Source organism: uncultured Arcticibacterium sp., from assembly GCF_964021845.1.
In the GTDB taxonomy this organism is placed as follows: Bacteria; Bacteroidota; Bacteroidia; order Cytophagales; family Spirosomataceae; genus Arcticibacterium.
In genome coordinates this window covers 626,002-652,848 of sequence record NZ_CAXHZC010000002.1, presented here as the reverse complement: position 1 = coordinate 652,848, position 26,847 = coordinate 626,002, and the positions used below count along the sequence as shown (strand labels likewise).

The 26,847-nt window shown below is 35.8% G+C and carries 23 protein-coding genes; 8 read left to right on the top strand and 15 right to left on the bottom strand.

The features are described 5' to 3' along the window. The first annotated feature begins 70 nt into the window (after nt 1-70). Entirely contained in the window at nt 71-676 is a 606-nt protein-coding gene (locus tag AADJ06_RS09485; RefSeq protein ID WP_341226198.1) for a thymidine kinase, read from the top strand. Here AADJ06_RS09485 and AADJ06_RS09480 read toward each other — a convergent pair. The 11 genes from AADJ06_RS09480 to AADJ06_RS09430 form a co-directional block, all read right to left on the bottom strand. Then, nucleotides 673-2,760, bottom strand: a complete 2,088-nt coding sequence (locus AADJ06_RS09480) for a molybdopterin-dependent oxidoreductase (protein ID WP_341226197.1) — start codon at nt 2,758-2,760, stop codon at nt 673-675. The genes AADJ06_RS09485 and AADJ06_RS09480 overlap by 4 nt on opposite strands. 202 nt (nt 2,761-2,962) lie before the next feature. Then, the gene (locus AADJ06_RS09475) at nt 2,963-4,015 is read right to left on the bottom strand and encodes a hypothetical protein (protein WP_341226196.1); all 1,053 of its coding nucleotides are present in this window, start codon (nt 4,013-4,015) and stop codon (nt 2,963-2,965) included. Between the two features lie 15 nt (nt 4,016-4,030). Further along, complete coding sequence (locus AADJ06_RS09470; protein WP_341226195.1) at nt 4,031-4,618, bottom strand: hypothetical protein; 588 nt, start codon at nt 4,616-4,618, stop codon at nt 4,031-4,033. Then, nucleotides 4,605-5,165 (bottom strand): RNA polymerase sigma factor, encoded by a 561-nt coding sequence (locus tag AADJ06_RS09465; RefSeq protein ID WP_341226194.1) that lies wholly within the window; start codon nt 5,163-5,165, stop codon nt 4,605-4,607. The genes AADJ06_RS09470 and AADJ06_RS09465 overlap by 14 nt, the downstream gene beginning before the upstream one ends. Nucleotides 5,166-5,398: 233 nt before the next feature. After that, nucleotides 5,399-7,768: a M1 family metallopeptidase gene (locus tag AADJ06_RS09460; RefSeq protein WP_341226193.1), complete on the bottom strand. Its 2,370-nt coding sequence runs from the start codon at nt 7,766-7,768 to the stop codon at nt 5,399-5,401. A 628-nt stretch (nt 7,769-8,396) separates the two neighbouring features. Then, on the bottom strand, nt 8,397-8,984 hold the full coding sequence (locus AADJ06_RS09455) for a GNAT family N-acetyltransferase (protein WP_341226192.1): 588 nt from the start codon (nt 8,982-8,984) through the stop codon (nt 8,397-8,399). 7 nt (nt 8,985-8,991) lie between these two features. Next, nucleotides 8,992-9,675: a hypothetical protein gene (locus tag AADJ06_RS09450; protein ID WP_341226191.1), complete on the bottom strand. Its 684-nt coding sequence runs from the start codon at nt 9,673-9,675 to the stop codon at nt 8,992-8,994. Nucleotides 9,676-9,783: 108 nt separating this feature from the next. Continuing rightward, entirely contained in the window at nt 9,784-10,407 is a 624-nt protein-coding gene (locus tag AADJ06_RS09445; protein ID WP_341226190.1) for a response regulator transcription factor, read from the bottom strand. Further along, the gene (locus AADJ06_RS09440; protein WP_341226189.1) at nt 10,397-12,199 is read right to left on the bottom strand and encodes a 7TM-DISM domain-containing protein; all 1,803 of its coding nucleotides are present in this window, start codon (nt 12,197-12,199) and stop codon (nt 10,397-10,399) included. Before AADJ06_RS09440 ends, AADJ06_RS09445 begins: the two co-directional genes overlap by 11 nt. A gap of 133 nt (nt 12,200-12,332) precedes the next feature. Next, nucleotides 12,333-15,086 carry a hypothetical protein gene (locus AADJ06_RS09435; protein WP_341226188.1) on the bottom strand — a complete coding sequence of 918 codons (2,754 nt, stop codon included), beginning with the start codon at nt 15,084-15,086 and terminating at the stop codon, nt 12,333-12,335. 5 nt (nt 15,087-15,091) lie between these two features. Then, entirely contained in the window at nt 15,092-15,898 is an 807-nt protein-coding gene (locus tag AADJ06_RS09430) for a hypothetical protein (protein WP_341226187.1), read from the bottom strand. 150 nt (nt 15,899-16,048) lie between these two features. Between AADJ06_RS09430 and AADJ06_RS09425 the strand changes: the two genes are divergently transcribed. The 4 genes from AADJ06_RS09425 to AADJ06_RS09410 all read left to right on the top strand — a co-directional run bounded on the left by AADJ06_RS09425 (nt 16,049) and on the right by AADJ06_RS09410 (nt 18,891). Next, nucleotides 16,049-16,831, top strand: coding sequence for a hypothetical protein (locus tag AADJ06_RS09425; RefSeq protein ID WP_341226186.1), 783 nt, complete (start codon nt 16,049-16,051; stop codon nt 16,829-16,831). A 251-nt stretch (nt 16,832-17,082) separates the two neighbouring features. Continuing rightward, entirely contained in the window at nt 17,083-17,487 is a 405-nt protein-coding gene (locus tag AADJ06_RS09420; protein ID WP_341226185.1) for a hypothetical protein, read from the top strand. Beyond that, nucleotides 17,454-18,290 carry an ATP-binding protein gene (locus AADJ06_RS09415; RefSeq protein ID WP_341226184.1) on the top strand — a complete coding sequence of 279 codons (837 nt, stop codon included), beginning with the start codon at nt 17,454-17,456 and terminating at the stop codon, nt 18,288-18,290. The genes AADJ06_RS09420 and AADJ06_RS09415 overlap by 34 nt, the downstream gene beginning before the upstream one ends. Then, entirely contained in the window at nt 18,247-18,891 is a 645-nt protein-coding gene (locus AADJ06_RS09410; protein WP_341226183.1) for a response regulator transcription factor, read from the top strand. The genes AADJ06_RS09415 and AADJ06_RS09410 overlap by 44 nt, the downstream gene beginning before the upstream one ends. Before the next feature lie 121 nt (nt 18,892-19,012). On the opposite strand, the gene AADJ06_RS09405 is transcribed toward AADJ06_RS09410, so the two are convergent. Beyond that, a complete protein-coding gene (locus AADJ06_RS09405; RefSeq protein ID WP_341226182.1) occupies nt 19,013-20,899 on the bottom strand; it encodes a hypothetical protein in 1,887 nt (628 codons plus the stop codon). Between the two features lie 222 nt (nt 20,900-21,121). Between AADJ06_RS09405 and pfkA the strand changes: the two genes are divergently transcribed. Then, entirely contained in the window at nt 21,122-22,096 is a 975-nt protein-coding gene (gene pfkA / locus AADJ06_RS09400; RefSeq protein ID WP_341226181.1) for a 6-phosphofructokinase, read from the top strand. On the opposite strand, the gene AADJ06_RS09395 is transcribed toward pfkA, so the two are convergent. After that, nucleotides 22,097-22,864 carry a YdcF family protein gene (locus AADJ06_RS09395; RefSeq protein ID WP_341226180.1) on the bottom strand — a complete coding sequence of 256 codons (768 nt, stop codon included), beginning with the start codon at nt 22,862-22,864 and terminating at the stop codon, nt 22,097-22,099. Nucleotides 22,865-22,990: 126 nt separating this feature from the next. Between AADJ06_RS09395 and AADJ06_RS09390 the strand changes: the two genes are divergently transcribed. Both AADJ06_RS09390 and AADJ06_RS09385 read left to right on the top strand, forming a co-directional pair. Then, entirely contained in the window at nt 22,991-24,415 is a 1,425-nt protein-coding gene (locus AADJ06_RS09390; protein ID WP_341226179.1) for a redoxin domain-containing protein, read from the top strand. 121 nt (nt 24,416-24,536) lie between these two features. Next, on the top strand, nt 24,537-25,394 hold the full coding sequence (locus tag AADJ06_RS09385) for a M23 family metallopeptidase (RefSeq protein WP_341226178.1): 858 nt from the start codon (nt 24,537-24,539) through the stop codon (nt 25,392-25,394). Here the strand turns inward: AADJ06_RS09385 and pssA are convergent. Both pssA and AADJ06_RS09375 read right to left on the bottom strand, forming a co-directional pair. Continuing rightward, complete coding sequence (gene pssA / locus AADJ06_RS09380) at nt 25,365-26,048, bottom strand: CDP-diacylglycerol--serine O-phosphatidyltransferase (RefSeq protein ID WP_341226177.1); 684 nt, start codon at nt 26,046-26,048, stop codon at nt 25,365-25,367. The two genes, AADJ06_RS09385 and pssA, sit on opposite strands and share 30 nt — an antisense overlap. Next, a complete protein-coding gene (locus tag AADJ06_RS09375) occupies nt 26,048-26,686 on the bottom strand; it encodes an MBL fold metallo-hydrolase (protein ID WP_341226176.1) in 639 nt (212 codons plus the stop codon). The genes pssA and AADJ06_RS09375 overlap by 1 nt, the downstream gene beginning before the upstream one ends. Nucleotides 26,687-26,847 lie beyond the last annotated feature (161 nt).

Here is a 26,847-nt window from a genome sequence, read left to right as displayed (position 1 = left end):
AGGAGCATGTAAGTGATATAAAGTTACAAACTTTGCACCACTTTTAGCTAAACGAAAAAAAAATGCATTTATGTTTATAGAGCCGAAAAGAGGTAGGTCAAATGACCAAAAGATGGGTTGGGTGGAATTGATATGTGGCTCTATGTTTAGCGGAAAAACCGAAGAACTTATCAGAAGGCTTAATAGGGCTAAAATTGCTCGGCAAAATGTAGAAATATTTAAGCCAGGGATAGATACTCGCTATGATGAGGAAGATATAGTTTCTCATAATAAAAATGCTATCAGGTCTACACCAGTAAACTCAGCTGCCGAGATACTTCTTTATACAGGAAACTGTGATGTGGTGGGCATAGATGAAGCTCAGTTTTTAGATAAAGGCGTGGTAGAGGTTGTTAACAAACTTGCTAACTCGGGAAAAAGAGTAATAATAGCTGGTTTAGATATGGACTCAAAAGGAGAACCATTTGGGCCTATGCCTGCTCTTATGGCAGTGGCAGAATATGTTACCAAGGTACACGCTATCTGTGTCAAATGTGGCGATATAGCACATTATTCTTACAGAACTGCCGCAGACGAAAAACAAGTGCTTTTGGGCGAATTAGAAAGCTATGAAGCTAGATGCCGCAGGTGTTACAATTTACCCAAAAACACTGAACCAGCTGTAGGAACAAACTAGGCTACCGCCGAAATTTGGACTCTAACATTGCTAAAAGCAGCATTTCCTGTTAGTTGGTCTATCAGCATATCATCTGTTAGGTCGTTTGCACTTACTCCGGGGTTTCTTTCTGCTACGGTTAGTTTAATGTTTCCTTTTCCGTGCCCATAACCATGCGGAATTACCAATACGCCTGGCATAATGTCCGTAGTTAAATGTGCCTCAATTTTTACTTCTCCTACTCTTGATTTGACCGCTACTTTATCTCCTGTTTTAATTCCTTCTTTTTTCCCATCCGCAGGGTTCATTAAGACCAAACATCTGTTTTTCCCTTTTTGAAGTAAATCAGAATTATGCATCCAACTATTGTTGTCGCGTAAATGTCTTTTGCCTATCAGCGTATAACCTTTTTCGTCGGTAGCTTCTTTTAAACGCTTTAAGTCATTTACAAGGAGTTCTGGGCAAAGATTAATTCGCTTATTCTCGTTTCCTAAACGTGCTGGGAGCTGTGGTTTTAAAGAGCCAAGGTCAAAACCATGAGTTTGCTCTTGCAAATCTTTAAAGCTTATATTATAGTCATTGTTTTTCAAACTTATGCTAAGCATCTCTTCTGGTGAATAAACCTTTCCGCCATTTGAGGGTTCTACGCCTGCTGCTTTGGCTAGTGCATGACCTAGTTCTTGGAAAATCTCCCAATCATATTTGGCTTCTTTTTCTTTTTCAAAAAGGGCAGGGGAGTATTTAGCGGTGTTTCTCACGGCTAGAACATTAAAAGTTAAATCATAATGAGGTACTTCTAGGCCTGTAGCCGGAGGCAAAATGATGTCAGCATGTTTGGTGGTTTCGTTAAGATAAATATCAAAACTCACCATGTAATCAAGAGTTTTAAGAGCCGCATCTAAACGATTTCCATTGGTAATAGAAAGTACCGGATTTCCGCAGCTAGTCATGAGCATTTTGATTTGCCCTTTGCCTTCGGTTTCTATTTCTTCTGATAGGCAGGCTACGGGAAGTTCGCCTAAAAACTCTGGAAACTTTCTAACCCTACTTTGCCATCTGTTATATCGGTTTTTAGGTTTGGCTTTGCCAATGAAATCTATCAGTGGCTTGGTGAAAAGTAAGCCACCTTCTAAATCTAAATTGCCTGAAACTATGTTTATGGCATTTATTAACCAATTATTTAAGCCACCAAAAGCCTGGGTACTAACGCCCATTCTTCCGTAAAGGGCTGCTTTTTTAGTTGTTGCTATTTGCTTAGCTAAGGTTTTTATTGCGTTTTGGTCAATGCCCGTTTTCTCCTCAGCAGTAGCTATGTCAAAGTCTGCAATGGCCGCTTTTAATTCATATAAGCCGTCAGTGAAGCCTTCAAGATGTGCCATGTTAACCAAGTTTTCGTCAAAAATATGCTTCAAAATGGCTGTAAATAACCAAGCATCTGTACCAGGTTTGATAAATATATGTTGGTCTGCTTTGGCAGCTGTTTCTGTATACCTCGGGTCAATGACTATAACTTTTCCACCTCTTTCAGAAATTGACTTTAGTCTGTTTCCAATATCAGGAACAGTCATCATGCTACCGTTAGAAACTAAGGGGTTGCCGCCTGCAATTACAAAAAGCTCCGTATTATCAATGTCAGTAATTGGGACCAACATAGGATGCCCAAACATTTGCCATGAGGCAAAGTGATGAGGGATTTGGTCTGAAGAAGAAGCCGAGTAAATGTTTTTGGTTTTGAGGGCTTTGAAAAAACGTGGAGCTGTAAGAACAGTTCCTAAATTATGAATAGTGGGGTTACCCTGATAAACAGCTATGCTATCTGGACCATGCTTTATGTTTAGCTCTACTATTTTACTGGCTATTTCTTTATAGGCAGCTTCCCAAGAAATAGCTTCCCAAGCTCCATTTACTTTTTTGAGGGGCGTTTTTAGTCGGTCAGGGTCTTGGTATATTTCTTTAAGTCCGTAGGCTTTTGGGCAAATGTGACCTCTACTGAAGGTGTCTTTTTTGTCGCCTTCTATCTTAATTATTTCTTGGTTTTCGTGCGTTATTTTTAGCCCGCACATAGCTTCGCAAAGGTTGCAAGTTCTGTAATGAAAATGCTGCATTTTATTTTATTAGGTTGATGAAGAAATTAAAATTAACCATTTACATCGATAATCGGGCATAAAAAAAGGTCTGAATATTTCTATCCAGACCAGTGTTATTAGATATACTAAATTACTTATCGGTGCTTCATTTACGAAGATAGTATTTGTATTGTTACCTATATTCTAAGCCTATTGGGTATCTAATTAATTTTTTAAAATCTTACTTTACTTCCACCTTACCGTAATTTGAAGTAAGATGTACTTTGGTAGCATGTGAGGCAGCGGTGTTACCAATAATATACTGCTGTTGTGAACCGTTTGACGAATTTACAGTTTTTATATCTGGCTCTTGATTCATCACCATATTTGTGTTTTTAGTGTCTGCACTAAGGTTGTATTTTCCTTTAAGACAACGCGGTAACTCTAGATTAGTAAATGAACTTGAAATTTCTAGCGTTTCCACATCATCGCGTATTTCCGCTAGTCGGAAGTGTTTAGAGTAATTCAAATTAAACTTACATGACTCATTTACTTTGCCAATATAGCCCTTAGTATAAGTAGCTTTAATGTTTGCGTTATTTGCTTCTAAAACCTTAACTGTACCACAAATGTTGATCATGTTTACGGCCTCAACCTTGTCAATCAAAAGGGCGGTTTGATTAGATTTAAGCTCTCCGCCTGTCATTGATTTAATATAGGCTTTGCCAAAGTTGACATCAATAATCGAAGCTTTATTATTTAAGTGGTCGGCAAAGAAATTTCCGTAATCCTGTTTAATATTTAAAATGGCGTTAAACTCAGGAATATAAACATCGCCATGCGAATTGTTGACCGTTAGGTTATGGTTCTCAGGCATGTATACCTGGTAGTCTACTCTGAGGAAGTTCTTCTCCTTCTCTTTGCTGATATTGTTTTCAAAAGCAGATTTGTAGCAGTACAGCTTCGTAATAAATGAGGCTTCTCCGTCTTGCTGACTTCTTTTGATATTGACAATTTTTAAAAATGCCTCCACTTGCTCTTCGGTAGGAGCATTGGCAGTAATGGTAATATTGACTTTGACTTCGTCTTTATCCCAAAATTTTACTTTTACATCACCAAAATGATTTTCTATACGTACTGGGTCTTTAGTATCAAGTTTATAAGAGTAACTAATAGATTTTTTCTTTTCAATCAAATTATAGTTTTCTCCTGCAAAATCAAAATTAATACAACCTGCCCCAGCCATGGCCGTGCTTCCCATGAGGAGCAAAACACAAATTATGAACTGTTTCATTTTTATTATTCTTTATTATACCAGCATAGCTGGCATGTCGTCAGTATTTTCGTTTGGTGAGAAAACTATTTCAGGTTTTTCATCTTTAGCCTTCTCTTTTATAATGTCAAGTTGCTGGTCAAGAAGTTGCATTTGCCACTCCAAGTTGTCAATCATTCTTTCTAAAAGTTCTTCTTGGTTAGGATTATTAGGAAGGTCATTTTTTAAGGATTCAAAAGAATCATTTAGAGCTTCCAAATCTTCCTGAAAATCAAGCATTAACTCGGGTGCTAATTCAGCGTAGCTATTTAGCTGTTTTTTCTTTTTCTCAATAAATGAGGCGTACTGAATAACCTCAGAACCATATTTGGTACTTAGGTTTATGATTTCTTCGTTTTCAGCTACTGGGTTGTAATACTTTCCGGCTAAAAAGCCAATGCTTAAAAGCAAAATTACGGAAGCCGCTATTTGCCAACTAAACCACTTTTTGGGTTGGAAGGCAATTTCTTTTGTAGGGCTAGCTATTGGCAATTTTTTGTCAATTTTTTGCCATAAATCTTTTGAAGGCTCATGGGTGTCAAAAGCCTCTCTGTTTGTTGATATGTAATTTTTAAGCTTGTCCATTGCTCATAATTTGAAGTAATTTTTTCTTGGCTCGCATGTATTGCGTTCTTGATGTACTTTCGCTTATGCCCAAGAACTCCGCGATTTCTTCATGGTCAAAACCCTCAAATAAGTACATGTTTAAAACGGTTCTGTAACCATCTGGCAAAAGGGGCATTGCCAAGTTTATTGATTCTATTTTATACTCTTTGTCGTCGTCTTCATAAAAGAATTCGCCCTCGTCCACTATATGGTGTTTATGGTCTTCAATATCCACTAGGTCTAGTTTTTTTGACCGTAGGTAATTGATAGACTTGTTTACCACAATTTGCTTTAGCCAGAGCCCAAAAGATGCTTCCATTCTGAAAGAATCTATTTTGGTAAAAGCATCTACAAAGGCTTCTTGCAAAACGTCTTCCGCTTCGTCTTGTTGTTTTACAAAACGCATGCAGGTATTAAGCATGGCTTTTGCGTAAAGCTTATACAGTTTGTATTGGGCTTTGCGGTCTCCAAGCTTACATTGCTCCACTATTACGGAGTTTTTTTCTATGTATTTTTTAGGTGTCAATCAAATTCGCCACCCCTTCCCGGACGAGGAAATAATTAATATTTTTCATTAGTACTGTTCAAGTTCGGGAATACTGAACTCCGTAAAGCTATGTTTAAAAGTCTAATTAAAGAAAATGAAGTTGCACCAGTGGTGATATTTTTTGTTGAGAGGTAAATTAAGTTTGGGTATAAAAAAACACCCATCAATTTTTATCAATGGGTGTTTCGTTTGTAATTCTTTATTAAAGAAAATTAATTCTGAGCAGCCTCTTGCATAGGATTTAAGGAAGTACGACGCGTACTTTTATAAATTTGAAACCTTGATGGGGCTTCAGGTGCTTTTGGGAAAGTATTATTTCCTGTGTCAATGTCTGCTATTTCAATGAAAGGATCTAAAGTGAATTTGACCACTTTTTTAGTGGTTGGAATAGTTTTGACAATTTCTTCGGAGTTCTTTCTCCATATTTCTGCTGGGAAACGAACCACTTCGCTAGTTCCGTCTTCAAAATCCATTTTAACAATCACCGGCATAACTAAGCCACCTTTGTTTTTGATGCTTAAAGCATAAAAATTGGTGCCAGCGTCTATTAGTTCTTTGTGGTCATCACTTAAGTTTGCTTTGAATTTCTCATATTTTGCTCTGTCTTGAGGAGTTACAGCATATGGGTCATAAGTGCTGTAGAAATCTTGGTAGGCCTTGTCGGCCTCTTCTACAGTGACTTTTATATCAGTTTTATTTCTGTTTACAGCCATTGTATTTCTGCTCGTTTCATATTCTTTACGCTCTTCTGCTTTAGTTATTTCTGGGTTTTCAGAATCTACAGCATACCACTCTACATTAGACAGTTCTTGGTCTACTGGGTCTGTGGTATAAAACCAACCTCTCCAAAACCAATCTAAATCTACACCAGAAGCATCCTCCATGGTTCGGAAGAAATCAGCAGGTTTAGGATGTTTGAAAGCCCATCTTTGAGCGTATTCTTTAAAAGCATAATCAAATAGTTCTCTGCCCATAACGGTTTCTCTCAAAATATTGAGGGCTATGGCAGGTTTGCCGTAGGCATTATTCCCAAATTGAATTATTTGCTCCGAATTGGTCATGATAGGCTGCATTTGAGAAGGGTCAGAACGCATGTAAGAAATGATGCCTTGTGGCTCACCTCTTCTTGAAAGAAAATCTCTGTCCCATTCTTGCTCTGCTAGGTATTGCATAAAGGAGTTAAGGCCCTCATCCATCCATGTCCACTGACGCTCGTCAGAGTTGACTATCATTGGGAAGAAGTTATGACCCACTTCGTGAATAATAACACCAATCATGCCTCTTTTAGTAAACTGAGAGTAGGTGCCATCACTTTCAGGACGCCCACCATTAAAAGAAATCATAGGATATTCCATTCCTCCGCCAGCAGTGGAATGACAAGAAATAGCAACTGGGTAAGGGTACTCAAAAGTTCGCTCACCGTAAACTTTCATGGTGTGTTCTACTACCTTAGTACTGTACTGACCCCATAAAGGATTTCCCTCTTTAGGATATACAGACATGCTCCAGATTTTACGGCCGTTGTTGTAAACATCGGTTTGCATGGCATCCCATATAAATCTTCTGGAAGAAGCAAAGGCAAAGTCACGAACATTTTCTGCCTTAAATTTCCAGGTTTTCTTTTTATTAGATTTTGTTTTTGAAGCTTCAATAGCCTCTTCTTGCGTTACAATGACTACTGGTTTAGTAGCTTTGGCAGCCTCTTCCATTCTTTTTCTTTGGGTACGGCTAAGTACTTGGTTGTAGTTTTGGCACTCACCTGTAGCTACCAAAACGTGGTCGTCTGGTACGGTGATATCAACCTCATAATCACCAAAAACTAGTGCAAACTCCCCATTGCCCACAAATTGTTTGTGTTGCCAGCCGTTTACATCGTCGTAAACTGCCATTCTTGGAAACCAGTGAGCTACAAAATAGTTATAGTTTCCGTCTTCTTCGAAAAATTCAAAACCTGAACGGCCGTAGTAGGCTGCCATGTTATAAGACCAGTCAATTTTAAAAGAGAAAGTTTCGTCTTTGTTAAGTGGGGTAGGTAAATCAATACGCATCATGGTGCTGTTGATGGTGTATTTCAGGTCATTACCATTTAAGTCTTTTACCAATGTAATATCATAACCACGCTCTCTGCTTTTATCTACATCGCCAAAAACCGAACTGGCAGATTGTAAACCATTGATTTGACCTGAAGTCATTTTATCCTTTATACCACCTGTTTTAGAAAGAGCGTTGATAGAATTGTCTTTAAACATGTTCATATCAAGCTGCACCCAAATGTATTTTAATGGGTCTGGCGAGAAATTATAATAGACAATTTCTTCTGAACCAATAATTCTTTGGTTTTCGTCGTCTAGTTCTACTTTTATTTTATAGTCGGCTTTTTGTTGATAATAAGCGTGTCCTGGGGCTCCTGAACCAGTTCTATATTCGTTAGGAGTAGGAAGCTCTTCACCTAATTGTTCAAAAACTCTTGTACTTTTTGATTGAGCAGATGCTGGAAGCTGAATTAATAGAATTAATGCAATGCTTAAAATTGCTGTTAAGAATGTTTTGCTCTTAGCAAACATTATTGGTTTATGAGTCATTTTAATTGATGATTATATGATTTTTCAAAGGTACGAGTTTTGAAAAGGAATTAACAAAACGGTAATCTAGGCAATTACTAGTTTGGGTTTCTAAGTCGCCAATAAATATTTTGTAATGTCTTAAAAAAATGATGTTATTCTAATATTTTTCAATGTTTTGTAGAATGAAAGTGCCCCACTCTTGAGAAGTGGAGCATTTCATTTGTACAAGCAGATTTAGTTTTTTGTGTGGAATCAGTATTTATTAAAAGGGGTTTTAATGGTGACTTAGTCTAGCCAGAGCTGATTCAACTTCTTTTATTTTTCTTCTAGAAACGGGAATAAATAAACCATTGTTAAGAAGGAGTTCGGCGTAGTTACCAGCTTTTGAGTATTTTTTTATGTGGAACGGGTTTACCAGGTGTTTCCGGCTCGCCCGAATAAAGGAATTTAACTTTTTCTCATGACGGCTCAACGTATAACAAGAGGTGACCATGGAGCCACTTTTGAAATGGATGTTGGTATAATTAATGTCTCCTTCTAAAAAGAGAATGTTAGCGTTATTTTTATAAATGCGATTGGTCATTTTTCTTAAATATCAAAAGTAAGTTGACAGTGATAATGTAGGCAATACCCCGATCGGGGTATTTTATGCTATCACTTTTGCGGGGGTATTGATAGCGAAGCCATTAACCATTTTTATATAGGAAGTGTATTCCTGAAAAAAGGGACTTTTTATGCTATTTAAATATGCTACATCCCAAGGATTGATAAACATTTGGAAACGCAAGCCGTAATTATGCCTGATTTCGCGGTAGACTTGAAAGCCAATTTTTTGATACATTTTAATCAAATGTTCCTCAGTTTCTATTAAGGCAATATGACAACCTTCTAAAAGTGCTTGTTTATAAATGCGGGTGGTTAGGTCATAGGCCACTCTTGTTTTTCTATATGTGGGATGAATGACTAAACGGTCTACCAAGGCCACTCGAGACTTGAAACTCGGCTTCTTGGTACCCCAATAGGCTCTTATTTCGGGATTATCAAATTTGAAAGTACATCGTAAGCTTCCAATAATGGCTTCGTGCCGTTTGGCGTAAAGAATTACAGATTGTGCATCTGTCAAATCTTCATTTTTTAGTAGAAAACTCTTATGAAGCTCTTGCTGGTTAACTAGATACCTTAATGATTTTATGGCGTCTAGTTCTTCTGGGGTAGTGGCAGCGTTTATATTCATAACTAGGCTAGTTTAAATTGATTAATGAACCAGAAATAATCCAATCGTAAATACAAGAAGCGTATAACCAAGTTGCTCTTTCTGCACCATCTAAAAGCTGTTTTTGGTGTAATGTGCTAAAGCTTTCATTGGTTAAAGCATCTAAGATTTGGTCGCCATGCGGAAGTGCTTCATGCATGTGAACTTGGGTAAATGTGGTGTTCTTTTTAGATATGAATGAGGCCGAACTCATCAAGTCTTTGATAATAGGAGCAGCGAAGTTTCCGACATTCTCAAGTACTGCTGTGGCACCAAGTCTTTCTAAAGGTTTATTAATAATTGCCTGTCTTTGATATGCCCACCAAACCTCAACCAGAAAAGGGATTTCACCCGTTTGGACTCCAAGATATTTCAGGTCTTTTTCTGCCAGTTTAAAGTGCATTTCTTCTTCATAAGCAAAGTTGATTAAGAAAGGTCTTAGTTTTTTATATGCTCTAGAGTCAGGATGTGCGGCTAATGATAAAAAGGTTTCCTGAACGCCCTTTGTCAGGTGGTATTGCATTTGTAAATACCTGACGTATTGCTCTTTTTGTAAACCGTTTGGGAAGTTGGTTTTTAGTTTTTCAGCGAAAAGAAGGTTGGCTTGCTCCACTTTGTCAGAAAGCTTTGCCATGAATGGAGTAGTTTGTTTTTTAAGTAATTCCTCTGTCATGATTTTACTATTTAGTGTTAGAATTTGTATTTCAAAATTCAGACTTTATAGTGTTTCAGAACAGATGAAGAAGACCCTAAAACGGAGGGTAAAAAACCAGGGCGTTTTTCACGGATTTTGCGAAGCAAAATCTATTAATTCTGCTACATTGCTTACTCCTAGCTTGTTATAGATATTTTTTCTGTGGGTTTTTACGGTATGGAAACTTAAGAAAAGCCTTTTGGCAATTTCCTCGTTGGTTCTTCCATTTTTTAGATGGTTCATGATTTCCATCTCTCTTTCGGTGATATTGTATTTTTCTAGAAAGCTGTCTTTGAAAGTTTCACTTTCAAAAAAGTCGTTTTCCATTTCTACAAAACAAGTTCCGCCATTTAACACTTCCCGAATGCCATTTAATAATTCAGACGTTTCACAATCTTTTAGAAGGTAACCATTCAATTCGGCTTCTTTGCTTTGGGCAAGAAAAGTCAAATTTTCATACATTGTAATGATAATTATTTTTAAGTCGGGAAAGTTACTTTTTAACACTTTGCCAAGCTGAATACCATTTATGCCGTTAAGGTTGATGTCTAATAGCAGTACATGCGGCCGTAAATCAGAAATGGTATGTTTGATTTCATCTTCATGCATGATAGGGCCATGCACTTCATAGAGGGAGTCTTTTTGAAGAAGCTCTTTTAAGCCATTGCCAAAAAGCTGGTGATCGTCAGCAATAAGAATTTTAGGACTCATTTATGGGTACTTCGAGGGTAATAGTGGACTCTAATCCGTTGGAATCAAAGTTAATAAAGCCTCCTATATATTCAGCTCTCATCTTCATGTTTTTCATTCCAAGGCCAGAATGAGCTTCTTTAAAATTACTGCCATTGTCTTCCACCATCATGGTGAGCTCGTTTTCTGACCAAATGAATTGAACCAAGATTTTGGTAGCCTTACTATGTTTATTGATGTTTTGAATAATTTCAGAGACTATTCTAAAGATATTAAGCTCTATGGAGCTATGAAGTTTTTGAGCTTTGCCATGCTGTAAAAACTGTATTTTCTTTTTCTCAGAATTATTGTTTTTAAGCAATTCTTTAACAGATTCTGTTAAACCAGATATTTCAAACTCTGGTGGCATAAGGGCATGAGCAATTCTGCGAAGGTCATCGGCCGCCTTTTGGGTCAAATTTTTAATTTTGTTTGCCTCATTTTCTTTTACGTTCCCAATAAGATTATCAAAAATTAATCTTTTCAGAGTAGATAATGTGCCACCTAAATCATCATGTAAATCGCCTGAAATTCGTTTCTGTTCGGCCTCTTGTGAATCAATTTTTGACCGAAGTAATTCTAATTCTGTTTCTTTCAGTTTATTTTGAATTTGTGCTGTTAATATCTTCTCCCGATAGATATAGGCAAAAAGAATGTAAAGCATCTCAATAACAATAGATACTCTAAAAGCCTCGAAAAATTGGTTAGGTACTTTAAGAATACCAAAGACATTTGTCAAGCCCTCTACTAAACCTGAAATTATCAAAGGCATACCCATGAAAAAGTAAATTCGCGAAAGCAGACTTTTCTTGAACCTGATGCACATGTACCAAATGAGATAGGCAATGGAACCCGTAAAAAAGATGAGTTTGATGGTGTTTAAGGTATGAGCATCTGAATATTTTGGAAATAGCGAGGCCAGAACCGTTAGCAAAAAGAATATGTCAATGAAGTTTTCAATTATAGTTTTTTTGTCCTCTTTGTCTGGGTCAATGAAACGAATTCCAAATTTTACAAAAGCATAAGTGCTTATGAAAATAAAAATAGTCACGAAGTAATTAAGCAGTGGCGGATGGGCTTCTGCTATATGGGTAGGGGAGGCTATACGAATGGCGTAAAATGCCAAAAAGTTTACTGCATAGAGCATGTAGTAAATCAATATCCTATCTTTCCGAGAAAATATCAGGTTATAAAATACATACAAAATGGAGGTGATGAGAGCCATGATGACCAATCCATCAAGAAAGACATAAAAGTTAGAATGCTGATAAAACTGTACCTCACTGAAAATATGAATAGGGTACCTAACAACTTGGTATTTATTCCGAATTCGTACGAAAAACGTTTTAGTCTCCTTCGGAAGGAATTTCAAAGGGAAAACATGTAAGTAAGAGTCTGTCTTCTTTTTACTGGCTGCCAGTCCCCAACTAGATTTTTCAACATCCCAGCCTTCTTTTGTTTTACTAAAAAAGCGTACATCTTCCAGAATAACTTGGTCGGAGCTGATGTAAAACTGTTGAGCGGTGTCAGTCTTATTTTCTAAAGTAAGTTTTACCCAAAGAGCTTTTCTAAGATGCCCATAGTTTAACTCTGGTCCTGCATAAGGCTGAAATAGCTGCGGATTAGTCGAAACATCATCAATACCAAGAACATCAGAACTATCCACCAAACAGACAATCTCCTTCAAACCCACCAAGTCCGGCACCATATTTCTAACCTTTTGGTCTTTTAGGGTGCAGGAGCTCAGCAAAGCAAGCAGTATTAGATAAAGCATTGGCTTTAATGCCTTTTGAATGGATGATATGTTTTTGATTGGGTCTATCTTAGTTTTTTTGCTAAGATAGGGGGGAGGCAGAGTAAATCAGATATGCTCTTTGATTTATTACTTTAATCAGCCTCGAATTTAGTTACTCTTTATATCTACCTAACAGAAAAAATGAATACCCTACTTGTGCTTGATGAAATCCTGTTCTCCAAAAATCTCTTTGCCAATGAAGCCTATATCTAAAAAACAGTTTGCCAGAAGCTGTATTACTCAATTTGAATTTAGCTTGCATTTGCATGGTGTGATATTCACGATAATGTTTTGATTGTACTAAAGTATTTCCAAAGGTATCTATGTTACCTACTTGACTGAATCTATTATCTCTTAAACTTAACCAACTCTTTCTCCATGATAAATTAAATTCATACCTCTCATCACTTTTAATATTCCAGTTAAGCTTGTGCGAAATCTCATAGGTGTTTACTCCATATTCCTGTGGTAAGCCACCGTTAGTTGATTGAAGAGCAGTTCCATCAAAAGTCTTTAGTGTATCTGAAATCAAAGTCCTTCCAAAACGGCTTCCTAGATCAAGCGTAAATGTTGACTTAAAACTTGGCATATCTACTAAAAATAGGTTTAAATCGAAACCTGTTTCGAAATTTTGAAATTGCTTAAGTTTCAGTGTAGACGTATATTTAACGGGGCTATATGAATTATTGATAAACCTGTCTATTGTGTTTAATGTAAGTGTTTTATTGTCATCTTCAACTTTTGAAATGGCAAGTATTGGTTCAAAATATGCAAGAATTCCAAAATTCCATGCATCCTCAGAATTACCACTTGAGATAAGGCCATGAATAAGAGTAGGCACTTTTCTCCAGACATTTCGAGAGGTAATAAGTGGAATGTTTTTCGATATTTCTGTCTGAACTAACCCATTAGGTTCAGCCTTATCAAGACCAACGAAGTCACTAAAAATAGTAGCTTCAATAATTTTGTATGTTTCTTCTTTGAATAAAGGTTTACATTTCTCTATGTCAAGGCTGCTATAAGTTACCATGCCACTCATAGGACTAAAGTCTCGACGATCAACTTGGTGATTTTGGACATAAATTGTTAAAATATCTTCTAATCTAATTTCATACTGAGTACCGTTACCCCCGCGAGTATGTAATGTTCTATTTTTCGCATCTTCAAAATCTATCTTACGTGAGAAACCTATTGGTGAAAGGTTTTCGAACTTAACTTCTTTACTTCCTTTGCTAACAATGTTTTTAAGAATATCGTCAACGCTATTTGTCTTTTTATAGTTAATAACTTCGCCTAGAACTAGAATGTTTTCAATGAAACCTTTATTGAACTCAATATCAATCTTATTTACTGCGAAATCTGTTTCAGGCATCTTATTTTGAGCATTAATGAATTTTTCATGGGCTTGTATCAATTCATCTGTTAGAACTTCAAGTTCTTTAGCTTCGTCAATTATTTGTGAAGAATAATTAGAGATAAGTATATTATTCGATAGAATAAATTGAGGTAAACTTTTTTCTAGTTTCTTTAACCCTGCTAGTATATTATAAACTAGATTAAAATGTTTGTTTAAGTCGATCAGTAGGTAAGTTGATTGTTCCAACTGCTTTCTCAAATTAATCTCGAGGTCTTTTAATAGCAAGGAGTCCTTTTTATAATCATTGATTTTCAAGATAATCGAATTTGAATCCTGCTTTGTATGTGAATTTTTTAAGAAAGTTTGAAATTCTGATTTATAGCCTTCAATATGTTTCCTATGAACAGAAGTATAATCTAATTCTATTTTTAAATCATCAATTCTATTTTTTAATTCTACATGAGCATCAACAAATATTTCTTTGTACTTGTCCAGTTTTTTGTCATTACTTCTGTATTTTAAGTCAAGTAGTTTTGTGATTTCAGGTATTTTTGTAACCTCGAAGGTTCTATTCATTGACTCTAAATTGTTGCCTACGGAATCAATTTTTAATTGGGTGGATAAAATACTATTATCTATAGAATCAATCTTATCTCTGGTGATTTTTATTTCATTTTCCAATATCACAATACTGTCGCGAGCAATAGCGATAATTTTACTTTTTTTTGAATATAAGGTTTTAGTTGAGTCTAGAATAAACTTAGTGATATCGTATTCATTTTGGCGTGTTACAAGGAAGTCTTCTCGATAAGTCTCTATTAACTTATTTTTTGCTTTTTTCTTTTTGTACAGTTGTCCCCCTATATAGAAGAGTTTACTATTAGATATATTATTTCCAACGACTAGAATTTCTTCTTTTGAATCTTTAAAATTCGTGTTATATAGCTCTTTATCTGTAATATTTACTTCAGATGTTTCATTTATCACCACCTGAGTTTTAGCGAATTTATATCTATCTAAATTTGCTTGAGCCTTTAGCTTTAAAAGTTTAGAGTTTTTCTCATACAAATTTATTCGCCGTACTTGGGCATCCCTGTTAAAACACAGATTGCCAGCGTTTGGTTTGTTAGCATAGCTTGAAATAGCAATATCACTTGCTTTAAGATTGAAGAATATAGGGTCTATAAGGGAGTCTTTAATTGAAGCTTTTGGTAGAGTCTGCGTGAGAGGGAATAAATAATCTCTAAATGTATTTCGAAAAGCTTGAAGCGTAAATGGTCTCAGAATCCATACTTTTTCAGGTTCTTCATCATTTATATTATCAAGTGTGATTTCGAAGGTTTCGTAGGCAGTAACTTTTGCTGAAATTATTAATGTATCTACGTTTAAAACATTAAAAACTGGAAGCTGACGTGGATAAACGGGTTTTTCATTTGATTGTGAAAAACTGGACAAGCTAATTAGTAAGAGCGTAATGACAAGTAGGAAAAAATGAAATGTATTTTTCATGACAATTAATTCTGCTGTTTTATTAAAGTGAAGTTAACCCAACTAGAAGTATCAACTTTTGGGAATTTATTTATGAAAAGGGAAAAGATAAGGGAGTCTTGAATACTCTTAAAAGTGGAGTCCTTATTGGTTATAAGTTCCTCCAAGATAGTTCCATCTTGTTTTTCACAAGTTCCGCTAAAAACACCTTTAGAAGTGACGTTTCCTTTTATCATGGATATATCATTTTGATATGGCAAAAACAATTGAATGGTTCCAATTCGGTCTATATGACTAGAAACAAACCCGCCAAGCTTCACCCCTTCTGAATCCCTATAATCGAATTCACCTTCATACACGCCACTAAACTTATTTGTTGGTTTTGTGTCAACTTTAATAATATGAATTTGAACATTACTTTCATTCAGCAAACTTTCCAATGTAGAATTCCAAAATATAGAATCAGATTTTGTAAAAGGTGAGATGTTAGCCGTGTAAGTATTTGTGTAGGTTACTATTCGCTTGTTAAAATTGATATGGCCTGTTTCAAATGCATTGATTACAAATTCTACGGAATCTATATTTTCGTTTGATGTATTTGTTATTATTACATAGTTTTCAACGTAATTATAACTAAGGTCTTTTCCAGGTAGTACCTTTTGAACCAGTTCAAAGCTCAGGAAATCTTTGTCAATTGTAAACCGATTGGGAGGTGGGATGTATTCTTGAAAGTTATCTTCTAAAATGTTTTTGTAATCAAATACTTCACAAGAAGAAGTGAAAAGCAATAAAAGGATTAGTACTGTGCTTGATAAGCTATTAACTATTTTCATATGAGAAATTATTTCTTTATAACAAATTTCCCATATTGCTATTAGATATAGTAGGAGGGAAAGACCCTTTTAAATAGGGTGTTTTTCCCGTTTTTTTTTATTGATATTGTAATGTTATTGCATCTTTGAATTGAAAAAAGACGAATAACTATGGCAATAGCATTAACTGAAAATTATAAAAGTCACCTTGTCAACAAAGGCATCTCAACAGTTGAGATTGAAGGAAAAGTTGTTTCAAGGGAATTTGTTAGAAAGTTTCATCAAGATTATCTAGAAAGAAGGAGCAATTCTGATAATGTTGTGGTTTACTTTAAGAATGATTATCATTTCTGCTCATTTAGAACTCAGGATATAATTGATTTAGTATTTAGTTCGGAAGTTAATGATTTAGATTATCTGGTCTTCAGAAGTATTTGCCGTCCAAATGAAAAAAAATATTCTCGAATGGACGTAACATTGTGCGTTATGGAAAAAGGCAATTGTGAAATCAAGAAAAACCTTTATAAAAGAGGGTTTCCTAAATGGGCCAACGCTATAGCTGTATTAGAACTATTGAATGGGTTTAATCCGACCAATCATTTGAATCAGTTTAAAGAAAGGAGGGAAAGTTTGACTAATTCAAGTACTCAAGGGTATAAAAATGAATGGCATGGTGTGGCTCATAAAATTGAGGATATAAAACAGATTTTGGATCATAGGATATCTTCAGAGTTCCCCTTTTTTAATATTCTTTATGCTTTAGTTCCTGATAATAAACCAAATGATACAAATTACGATTGGGATACAGAGAATCTAAAATGTAGGACAAATTTTATGTTTTACGTATCTAAAGATCGTTTTTATGATAATAAAGATCGTTTTTACAATCAATTTATAGAAAAAAATGGTTTAGTGGCTTATGACAATGGGACAGAATGCTGTCCTCCCAATTAAAAATGGTTTTACTTTATTTTTATCTTTCCACTCTTCTTATTGAGTTTGCTCTGGTTTCGTACATTAAGGCCTATAGGTTCCATTCATTAAATTTGATTTATTTTGTATTCCTTTCAAGTGTAATAACTGAAATGATTGGACTATATAATTTGAAAATGGAGGGAAGTTTTTTTAAGTCGGTGTTTTATGTTTATCAACCTTTCACATATATTTTAATTTCGATTTATTTTCTGCAAATGCTCCAAAATGGAATGATAAAAAGAGCTATTATTATTTCAATTCCAATTGTGATATTTTTAACTCCGCTTCTTTATTATGGTCAGATAGAATATGATTGGTCTAGATATTACAAATTTGTTCTCGTTGCCGTGTTTTTAATAGGATGGGCGGTTCTTTATTTCTATGAATTGCTAAATAGTGAAAATGTTTTTAACTTATTGGATGTACCACATTTTTGGATTGTTACGGGAATTGCACTTTTTCATACGGGTACTTTCATGGTAATGGGTTTAGTTAATTATACCTATTCTATTGACCCAGAGATGGCAACTAATATCTATTCCATCAACCACATCCTAAACATCATCTACTATAGCTTAATAGCTTACGGTTTTTATATCCAATGGAAGTCAACGAAGTCGTCATTGTCATCATAGGGGGAACCTTGATTATGCTGGTGCTGATGATATTCATTGTCAGCTTTTTCTTCATACATTCTAAACGCCAACAAACCCACAAACTAGAAAAAGCCGCCCTCCAGTCACAATTCCAAGAAGAGATCTTAACGGCTAAAAACGAGGTTCAGGAGAATACCATGAAGCATATTGCTCGGGAGCTGCATGATAATATTGGGCAACTTTTGAGTTTGGTGAAAATTCAGTTGAATACTATAGATGAAGAAAATCCAGGTATAAAAAGGGTTGGGGATAGTAAAGAATTTTTGGGTAAGGCTTTGAAAGATTTAAGGGCTTTGTCTAAGACCTTAAATTCTGATAATGTATTGAACGCTGGGCTTATTAAGGCTATAGCCTTTGAGTTAGACAGAGTAAGAAGGACTGAGGTTTATGAGGTTAATTTTAGAAATGATATAGAGCAACTAGGTGTTAATCCTAAAATAGAGATTATCGTTTTTAGGATATTTCAAGAAGTGATTCAAAATATTTTTAAACATTCCGGTGCTAAAAACATAAATGTAAGTTTGCAGGAACTGCCAGAAGTGTATACTTTAGAGGTGCTTGACGATGGCAGTGGATTTGATGTACAGGTAAAATCTAACCAAAAAAGTTTCAATTCGGGGTCTGGACTTAGTAATCTAGCTCACCGTGCAGAGCTTATTAGTGGAGATTTTGAGATAGAAAGTGCCATTGGAAAAGGAACCAAAGTAAAGCTTACTATCCCTAAAACAACCACTAGCCATGACGAAAGTCGCCTTAATAGACGATCACAGCCTTATACGTAATGCTTTAGGAGAGCTTATCTGTCGTTTTGACGACTATGAGGTAACGCACCAAGCTTCTAACGGTAAAGAGTTTATTTCTAGTCTAGACATTGATAAACTTCCGGATATAGCCCTTGTTGATATAAACATGCCAGTAATGGATGGCTTTCAAACTGCCGAGGCTTTATCTAAAGAGTTTCCTTTCATTAAAATAATGGCTCTCTCTGTGGAGGATGAAGAGGAGTCTATTATAAAGATGCTTCGCTGTGGGGCAAAGGGGTACTTACTTAAAGATTCTGATACTCAGGACTTAAGGCTGGCCCTGGATGAACTAAGTTCAAAAGGTTATTATCACAGTGATTTAGTGGCAAATACGCTTTTGTCTTCTTTGAATGGAAATAAGAAAGCGGTAAAAGTTTCACAAATAAACTATCAAGCTCGTGAGTTTGAATTTCTTCAAATGGCCTGTTCAGAACTTACTTATAAAGAAATAGCAGATAAAATGTGTATTTCGCCAAGAACTGTAGATGGCTACCGAGAAAATCTATTCTATAAACTTGATGTAAAGAGCAGGGTAGGTATGGTGCTTTTCGCTATTAAGAATGGCATAGTCCAAGTATAAGGCAACTCCGGGAAGTAGGGGTTTAATTCTTTTAGACACAGGACACAGGACACAGGACACAAAAAACAAAAAACCACCCTGATTTCTCAAGGTGGCTGTATTATAGATTCAATCCGTAGAATTATTTTAGCGTAGCTATTTCTTTTTCTAATTTCTCAATTCGCTTATTAGCGTCTATTAAATATAGCGTAAGTTCTTCAATTTTTTCCATTTGTTTGGCTGCCATTTCTGCCATGTCAATTCCTGTATCCGCTACCTCGTCTGCTGATGGTACATTTGGCAGGTGGTCGTTTTCGTTAATGAATTTTTCAACTTCGTGTAAAGGCATCAAATTGTAATCATCTTTGAATACATAATCTGCCCATTTAGAAGAAGTGGATACTGCTACTCTTACTCTTTCTGCTAAGATCCCTTTCTTAACATAAAGTAAGTAACCATCAGGAAGCGTTTGAAGACCAGAACCTATAGCTACTTTATTATCTCCAGGCGTAAAAATGATGTTTCCAGATTGACTCCATTTACTGTCTCCGCTGCCTGAACTTGCTCCAGTGCCTCCATCAGAATTTTTTGTTAAAATTACATTTCCATATTCATCTAATGAGAGAGCCAAGCCATTTGATGGGAATGGGGTCGCATAGGTCGAATTTAATTCAGTAAACTTAATTCCACCCCAAGCTACACTCATTCCAAACATTTGAACTCTGTTAGAATGGCCTATGGTGGAGATTAAATCTCCGGCTCCATCTACATACCAAAAGTCTGAACCTGTACCAGAACCGCCACCTGTGTTAGCTGTTGGCATATTTACTGTGATTACGTTACCGTCATTATCAAGGCCCAATATTTTATTAGATTGATTTTCAAAAGGAAGTTTTAATCCTCCAGAGCCTAAGGTTAATTTATTGGCAGCTAAATTACCTCCAACGTTAAGGTTATTTTTAATTCCAACAATTCCAGAATTGCTGTTTTCAATATTGTTTCCAGTAATGTTCCAGAAAGTAGACGTAGATTGACCAACCAAATCAGAAGTTAGAATTACTTCTCCGTTTGCATTTACAGTTAGCACTTTTCCTGAAGGATTAGCAGCAGGCGACTGACTATTTAGTTTTAGAAAACGCAAGCCACTAGCATTCGCTTCGTTGCTATTAATATTTACAGTAGATGTTAATTCTTGAGTATTAAATCCGATTTTTCCTGAGAGGAAATCACCGTATATCAATGGTGTTCTGTTGGCGTCGTTAGAAATAACTAATTTATTACTGCCTTGCTCTGAGTATCCAGATTGAAAACCAAGAAACACATTACTGCTTCCAGTAGCTTTATAACCAGAGAGGGAACCTATGGCTACATTATTATTTCCTGTAATATTCGAAACTAAGGTACCTGTTCCTATCCCAATGTTATGTCCACCACTTTCATTGTTAAACATTGATTGGAAACCAAGTGCAATATTATTGCCACTTGAATTGGCCTTTTGCATGGCTAGCGAGCCAAGAACGACAGAGTTATATGCTGCGGAATTTTGTCCTGAACGATATCCTAAAAACAGGTTGCCTCTTTCAGGGTCAATTAAACCCGACTTATAATTATTAACTTTGAAAACAAGAGCTGTCTCGTCTGTTGTTCCTATAAAATTGTTGTCAGCACTTAAGCCTGCATTTCCAAGGGTACTCCATATAGAAGTGTCTTCTGCCGTTAATCTTGCTTCATTTTGGTTTACACTTGACCAATTTTTGCCATCGTAAACGTACAGCCCTGACATGAAATTAGTTTGGTAAACAATCAAACCTTTAGCGGGTTCTACTATAGCGGCTCTTTCTTTTAAAGACATTCTAGGCAATAGTAAACCTTTGTTATTTGAACTTAGATCTAGTATTGCTGAGTTGTCTGGATCGGTAGTCCCAATCCCTACACCTCCACTGCTCTGAGCCTTAACTTGCTTATTTACAAGTGTTAGGCTAGATATTAACAGTGTTAGGATAGCACTTTTCTGTAATAATCTATTCATTTTCCCTTTTTGACGTAAATCTTTTTATTTGACATTTTTTAGCGTACGGGAATGCAAATCCCAAAAAGCGTGCCAAGGGATAGTAAAAGGAAAAGAAGTATGGTCAGATAATTGTTTTTGGATTAAAAATTTGGTATTCCAGCATAATGATTTGAGTCTTGATGGTGATAATCCCCAATTCTCATTATTTTTGCGACGTTTGTTGAAACCATATTACGTTAAATGAAGAAAGTAGCAATTTTTACATCGGGTGGTGACGCCCCAGGGATGAACGCTTGTATAAGAGCGGTAGTGAGAGGTGGTATTTACCATGGTTTGGATATGTATGGTATAGTACGTGGGTATTCTGGTATGATTTCCGGTGATATTAAAAAGATGGATTCACGCTCTGTTAGTAACATTGTGCAGCGTGGTGGAACGGTTTTGAAATCAGCGAGAAGTATGGAGTTCATGACTCCTGAAGGAAGAAAGAAAGCTTATGATACCTTAATGTCTCATGGAATTGATGGTCTTATCGCTATTGGCGGTAATGGTACATTTACAGGAGCAGAGGTTTTTTATAATGAGTATCAAATCCCTACTGTAGGCTGTCCAGGTACTATTGATAATGATTTATACGGAACAGACTATACCATAGGTTTTGATACTGCAGTAAACACCTCTTTAGAGGCTATTGATAAAATTAGAGATACTGCAGATTCGCATGATAGAGTTTTCTTTATTGAGGTAATGGGTAGAGACTCTGGTTATATAGCTATTCAGTCTGGTATTGGCGGAGGTGCCGAAATAGTGATGGTGCCGGAAACTCATACACCACTAAAGAAAGTTATTTCTACACTTAAGGATGGTTGGAAAAGGTCTAAGTCTTCTTCAATAGTTGTGGTGGCCGAAGGTGATGAAGAAGGACATGCTCCTGAGATTGCTGAAAAAATAAAAAAACAAGTAGGAGATAAACTGGATATTCGAGTAACTACATTAGGACACATTCAGCGTGGAGGTGGCCCAACAGCTTATGATAGAATCTTGGCAAGTAGGTTAGGCCTTGGGGCTATTGAAGGTTTAATAAATGGAGAAAAGAATGTAATGGCGGGTATTGTTAATAATAACCTCGTTTACACGCCATTTATTGACACTATTCAGAGACCAAAGCCTATCCATGAAGATTTATTAAGAATGGTACATATTCTTAGTATTTAATTAAGCATAGCCCATAATCTTATAGATAGTTAAGCCTATTATTTCTTTAAATATTCTACTATTGACAAGTAGCGAATCGGTAGAAGGAAGAAAATCTAGGATAAAGGTATTACGATAAGAACTTATAACATTTGAAGGAAAAGAGGAGACACTGACTCCTCTTTTTTTGAAACAAGCCACTGCTCTTTTCATATGAAAAGCTGAGGTAATGATAAGGCAAGATGCGTCTTTAAATTTCTCATTTAAAATTGTGCTTGAGTTTATGGCGTTCTCATTCGTGTTTCTAGCTTTCTTGTCTAAAAGAATAAGCTCTTTAGCTACTCCATTTTTTATTAAAAACTGGTAGGCATACTCTATCTCGGTTCTTTCTGACTTATTTATGAGAGAAATGTTTCCTCCAGAAATTATGATGTGTTTTATTTTACCTTCTTTAAACAAATGAAGTGTTTGCCAAAGCCTATCGCCAGAAGTATCAAGGTTGAGGTTGTCGGGGTATTTGGTACTTGAGTTAATTAAACCTCCAGTAAGTAATATGCCAACTTCATACGTTGCCAGGTTGTCTATATTCTTTTGAGGAGTTTCCCAATATTTAACCAATGCGTTTTCCAAGATTGGGACACTGAAAAGATATGTTAACAATAAGGTAAGAAAACCGAGTTTTTTAGCTTTGGTACGATTTTTACAAACTATTACACAAAAGGTTAAAACCATGATAATGCCAAGTGGCATCAATAGAAAGGTAAAGAGCTTAGAAACAATGTAGAACATAAAGAAATGTTAATATTGAGAAAAAGTTTTCGTTAATAATTAAATTTGTAAGACTGCATTCTGTTTTTTTAAAAGTGTGGGAAAACAAAAATACATGTCAACTATAATAGTTTTAAAATCAAACCAATGAAAAGATTTACAGTAAGTGCTATTCTAATATTCTCTCTGATCTTTAGTTTATCTGCACAGGAAGGATATGACATCAAAATTAAGTTAGACGGTGGGCCTAAAGATAAGATGGTTTATCTAGCTCACTTTTTTGGTTACAACCAATATATAAAAGTGGACTCTACCATGCAGCAAGATGGTGTATATCATTTTAAAGGAGAAGAGCCTCTTAAAGGTGGTATTTACCTTATAGTCTTGAATCCATCAAAGTACTATGATTTTATTGTGAGCGGAGGAGAACCACAGTTTTCAATGGCTGCCGATACCGTCAATTTTGTGAAGTCGGTATCTTTTACTGGTTCTCCAGAAAACGAAATACTGTTTGGATATAGGAAGTTTTTATCATCAATGAACGATAAGGCCTCGGCAATTAACGCGAGTATTAAAGCTGACGACCCAAATGCAAGTACGCTCAAAAGAGAAAAAATGATGGAGCTGCAGGAAGAAGTAGCAAACTATATTGACAAAACCACAACGGATAATGAAGGCACTTTTGCTGCTAAGGTAATTGCGGCAAATAAGGAGATAGAAGTTCCGAAAGAAATACCTTTAAATGCAGATGGTACCAAAGACAGTACTTTTGCTTTCAGGTATTATAAAGCTCATTATTGGGATAACATAGACTTTAGTGACCCAAGGAATTTAAGAACGCCTTTTTTCTTGTCAAAACTTGAAAAATATTTTAAAGACCTAGTATATCAAGTTCAGGATAGTATTATCACCAACGCCGATCATGTAATCACTCTATCTAAGCAAGATCCAGAGATGTATCGTTATGTGCTTTGGTGGGTAACTAATAAGTATGAAAACAGTGAGATAGTGGGGCTTGATGGGGTTTTTGTTCACTTAGCAGAAGAGTATTACCTTAAAGATGCCGATTGGTTAGATGATGAGCAGAGAAAGAAGTTTCAGGATCGTGTCAAAATTTTAAAACCATTAAGAACAGGTGAAGTCTTCCCTAGGTTGCTGGTTTATGATTTAGAGGGTAATGCTCGGACTGTTCAAGACAGTAAGGGGAAATATACCATTGTGTATTTTTATAGCCCAGACTGCGGTCACTGTAAAGATGCGGCCCCAGAGTTAGTGGAGTATAATGCAAAAGCAAAAGAAAAAGGTATTGTCATCTATAATGTATCTGTGGATTACGAAACTGAAAAGTTGAAAGAGTTTATTGATAAATATAAAACTGGTGACATGTTAAACCTTTGGGATAAAGGGCATCACTACTATTTTAGAGAGAATTATGATGTTTATGCCACGCCTACATCTTTTATTCTAGATTCCGAAAAAAGGATAATAGGTAAGCGAATTCCTATTGAGGAGTTTGATAGGTTTATAGAATTTCATGAAAAACAAATGGCTCGTAAAAGTCAAACTAAGTAAGGAATAAACTTACTTTGTAATTGAGAGTCGCTCCAGGGTGACTCTTTTTTTGTTAATTATCTTCTCAACTTAAGTATTTATTATATTTGGGTAAACTGAGAACCACTCAATGCTGTCAAATTTGTCATACATTTTTTGTATTTTATTAACGCTACTTTCTGGTGGGTGCCGGTCTGATAGCACAGGGGAAACTTTAGAGCGTCCGCCAAGTTTCAAAGAGCTTCTAACTAAAATTAGAGAGCAGGAAATCACGCCAACGGAGGCAGAGACCGAGTTTAAAAGAATAATGGCCGATTGGAACGCCAAGTATCCTAGTCAACCTTACGATTCGCTAAGTATGGATCTAGTTTTTCCTTTAAAAAGGAAGAATTATAAATCTGTAGGTGGGCGTGGTAGGGGTTTTTATGGAAGACATTTTGACCTTTTTGATCATTCAATAGCCAAAAGCCATCCAGCACACGACATCTTTATTTATGATTTAGATAAGGATGATAAAGATGATACTGAGAATGCTTATGTTGATGTTTTAGCGGTGAATGAGGGAGTTGTTATAGCTACAGAAAAGAATTGGACAGAGGGGAATGGATTTAAAGGAGGTAACTATGTTTGGCTTTACGATTTTAAGTCTGGTGGGCTGTGGTATTATGCCCATCAGCGGGAGGTTTTTGTGGTAGAGGGCCAGTTGGTAGAGCAAGGTGATAAGATAGGAGAGGTAGGTAGGACAGGCTTTAGTGCGAAAACGAATAGGTCAGATACGCACTTACATTTAATGTTTTTAAAATTAGATAGTGCTTTTAATCCAACACCTGTAAATCATTACCCGTGGCTTAAAAAAGCTAGAACAGTATTTAAAACGCAGCTGCCAAAGCATTACCCAAGAGAGAGTCTTTCTGCTTCTGAACTAGATGAAATTGAAATGAAACCTTTCAGAAACTCTTTTAAATTAAATCTAGGAAGCGTCTTGGTTAGTCCTAAATAGTAAAGACAAGGCGATGTAAAGAGCTAAGATTATTGGAATAGCTTTAAACTGAAAAAAGACCAAAAGGATTAGTGAACTTATAAGAAAGAGGTACCTGATTTTATTTGGGACCCACTGAAAATTCTTAAACTTTAAAGCTAACATTGGTATGTCTGAGATAAGAATGAAACTTATTAGGACAGAATATATGGCCAAGGTTAAATTTAGGGTATCTGGCCCTAAGAAAGAAAGATCATTATCAAGTATATATGGGAATGAAGCCACTACCATGGCATTAGCTGGGGTAGGCAAGCCTCTAAAGCCATTTGTCTGTCTTGTGTCAATGTTAAACTTTGCAAGCCTTAAAGCGGAGGAAAGAGCAGGTAGGAAGCTTAAATACTTAAGATATTCCGAGTCTTTGAATAAATAAAATAGGATTAAGCTAGGTAGTACACCAAAACTCACCATATCAGCAAGTGAATCTAGTTGTTTGCCAATTTCAGAGTGAGAATTAGTGATTCTGGCTACAAAACCGTCGAGGAAATCTAGAATTAGTGCTATCAGAATTAAAATGGCAGCTTCCTTAATTTGGCCGTTATGGAGAAAAATAATTCCATAAATGCCACAAAGGAGGTTTCCTAGGGTAATGAAATTGGGAATAGTAAATATTTTCATTAGCTAAAAAAGGGGTTACTTTTCTTTTCTTCACCAATAGTGGTTGGTTCCATATGTCCGGCATATACCACGTATTCATCTGGCAATGTAAAGAATTTGGTTTGAATACTTTTCATCAGCTCGGCAGCACTACAAAGTGGAAAATCTGTTCTACCAACACTTCTTTTAAATAAACAGTCTCCACCAATTATATACTTTTCTTCATGATTGATGAAAGCTATGTGTCCAGGTGCGTGCCCCGGAACAAAAACTACATCTAATTTAGTATTACCAAAAGTAAAAGTATCGCCTTCATCTAAAAAGGAATCTGGCTCTACGGGTTCATAACCGGGTATTCCCCATGTTTTACATCGAAGTTCTACATCTGCTAAAACGGGTAAGTCTGCCTTATGCATGTACATTTTTATGCCATATTTTCTTTTGACAAAAGCACTCCCGAAAACATGGTCTAGGTGGGTATGGGTTTGTAGCAAAGCTACAGGCTTGAGGCCTTCTTTACTTATATAAGCATGAAGTTCTTCCTTCTCCGCTTGCGATAGACATCCAGGGTCTATAATTACGGATTCATCTTTTTCGTCTGATATGACGTATGTGTTTTCGCTGAAAGGTGAAAATGTAAAAATTTTTATTCGATGCATGTTACGTTTAACTAAAATCAGAGTCAAAAGAACAAATTAACGAAATGAAATTAGCACAATAGTAATATGATGTTTCATTTAATTTTGGAATGTTGTCGCCGTTTAATAATTTTGTCTCTTTAGTTTTCACAATATCAATCATTTAGCTAACTAGCACTTTA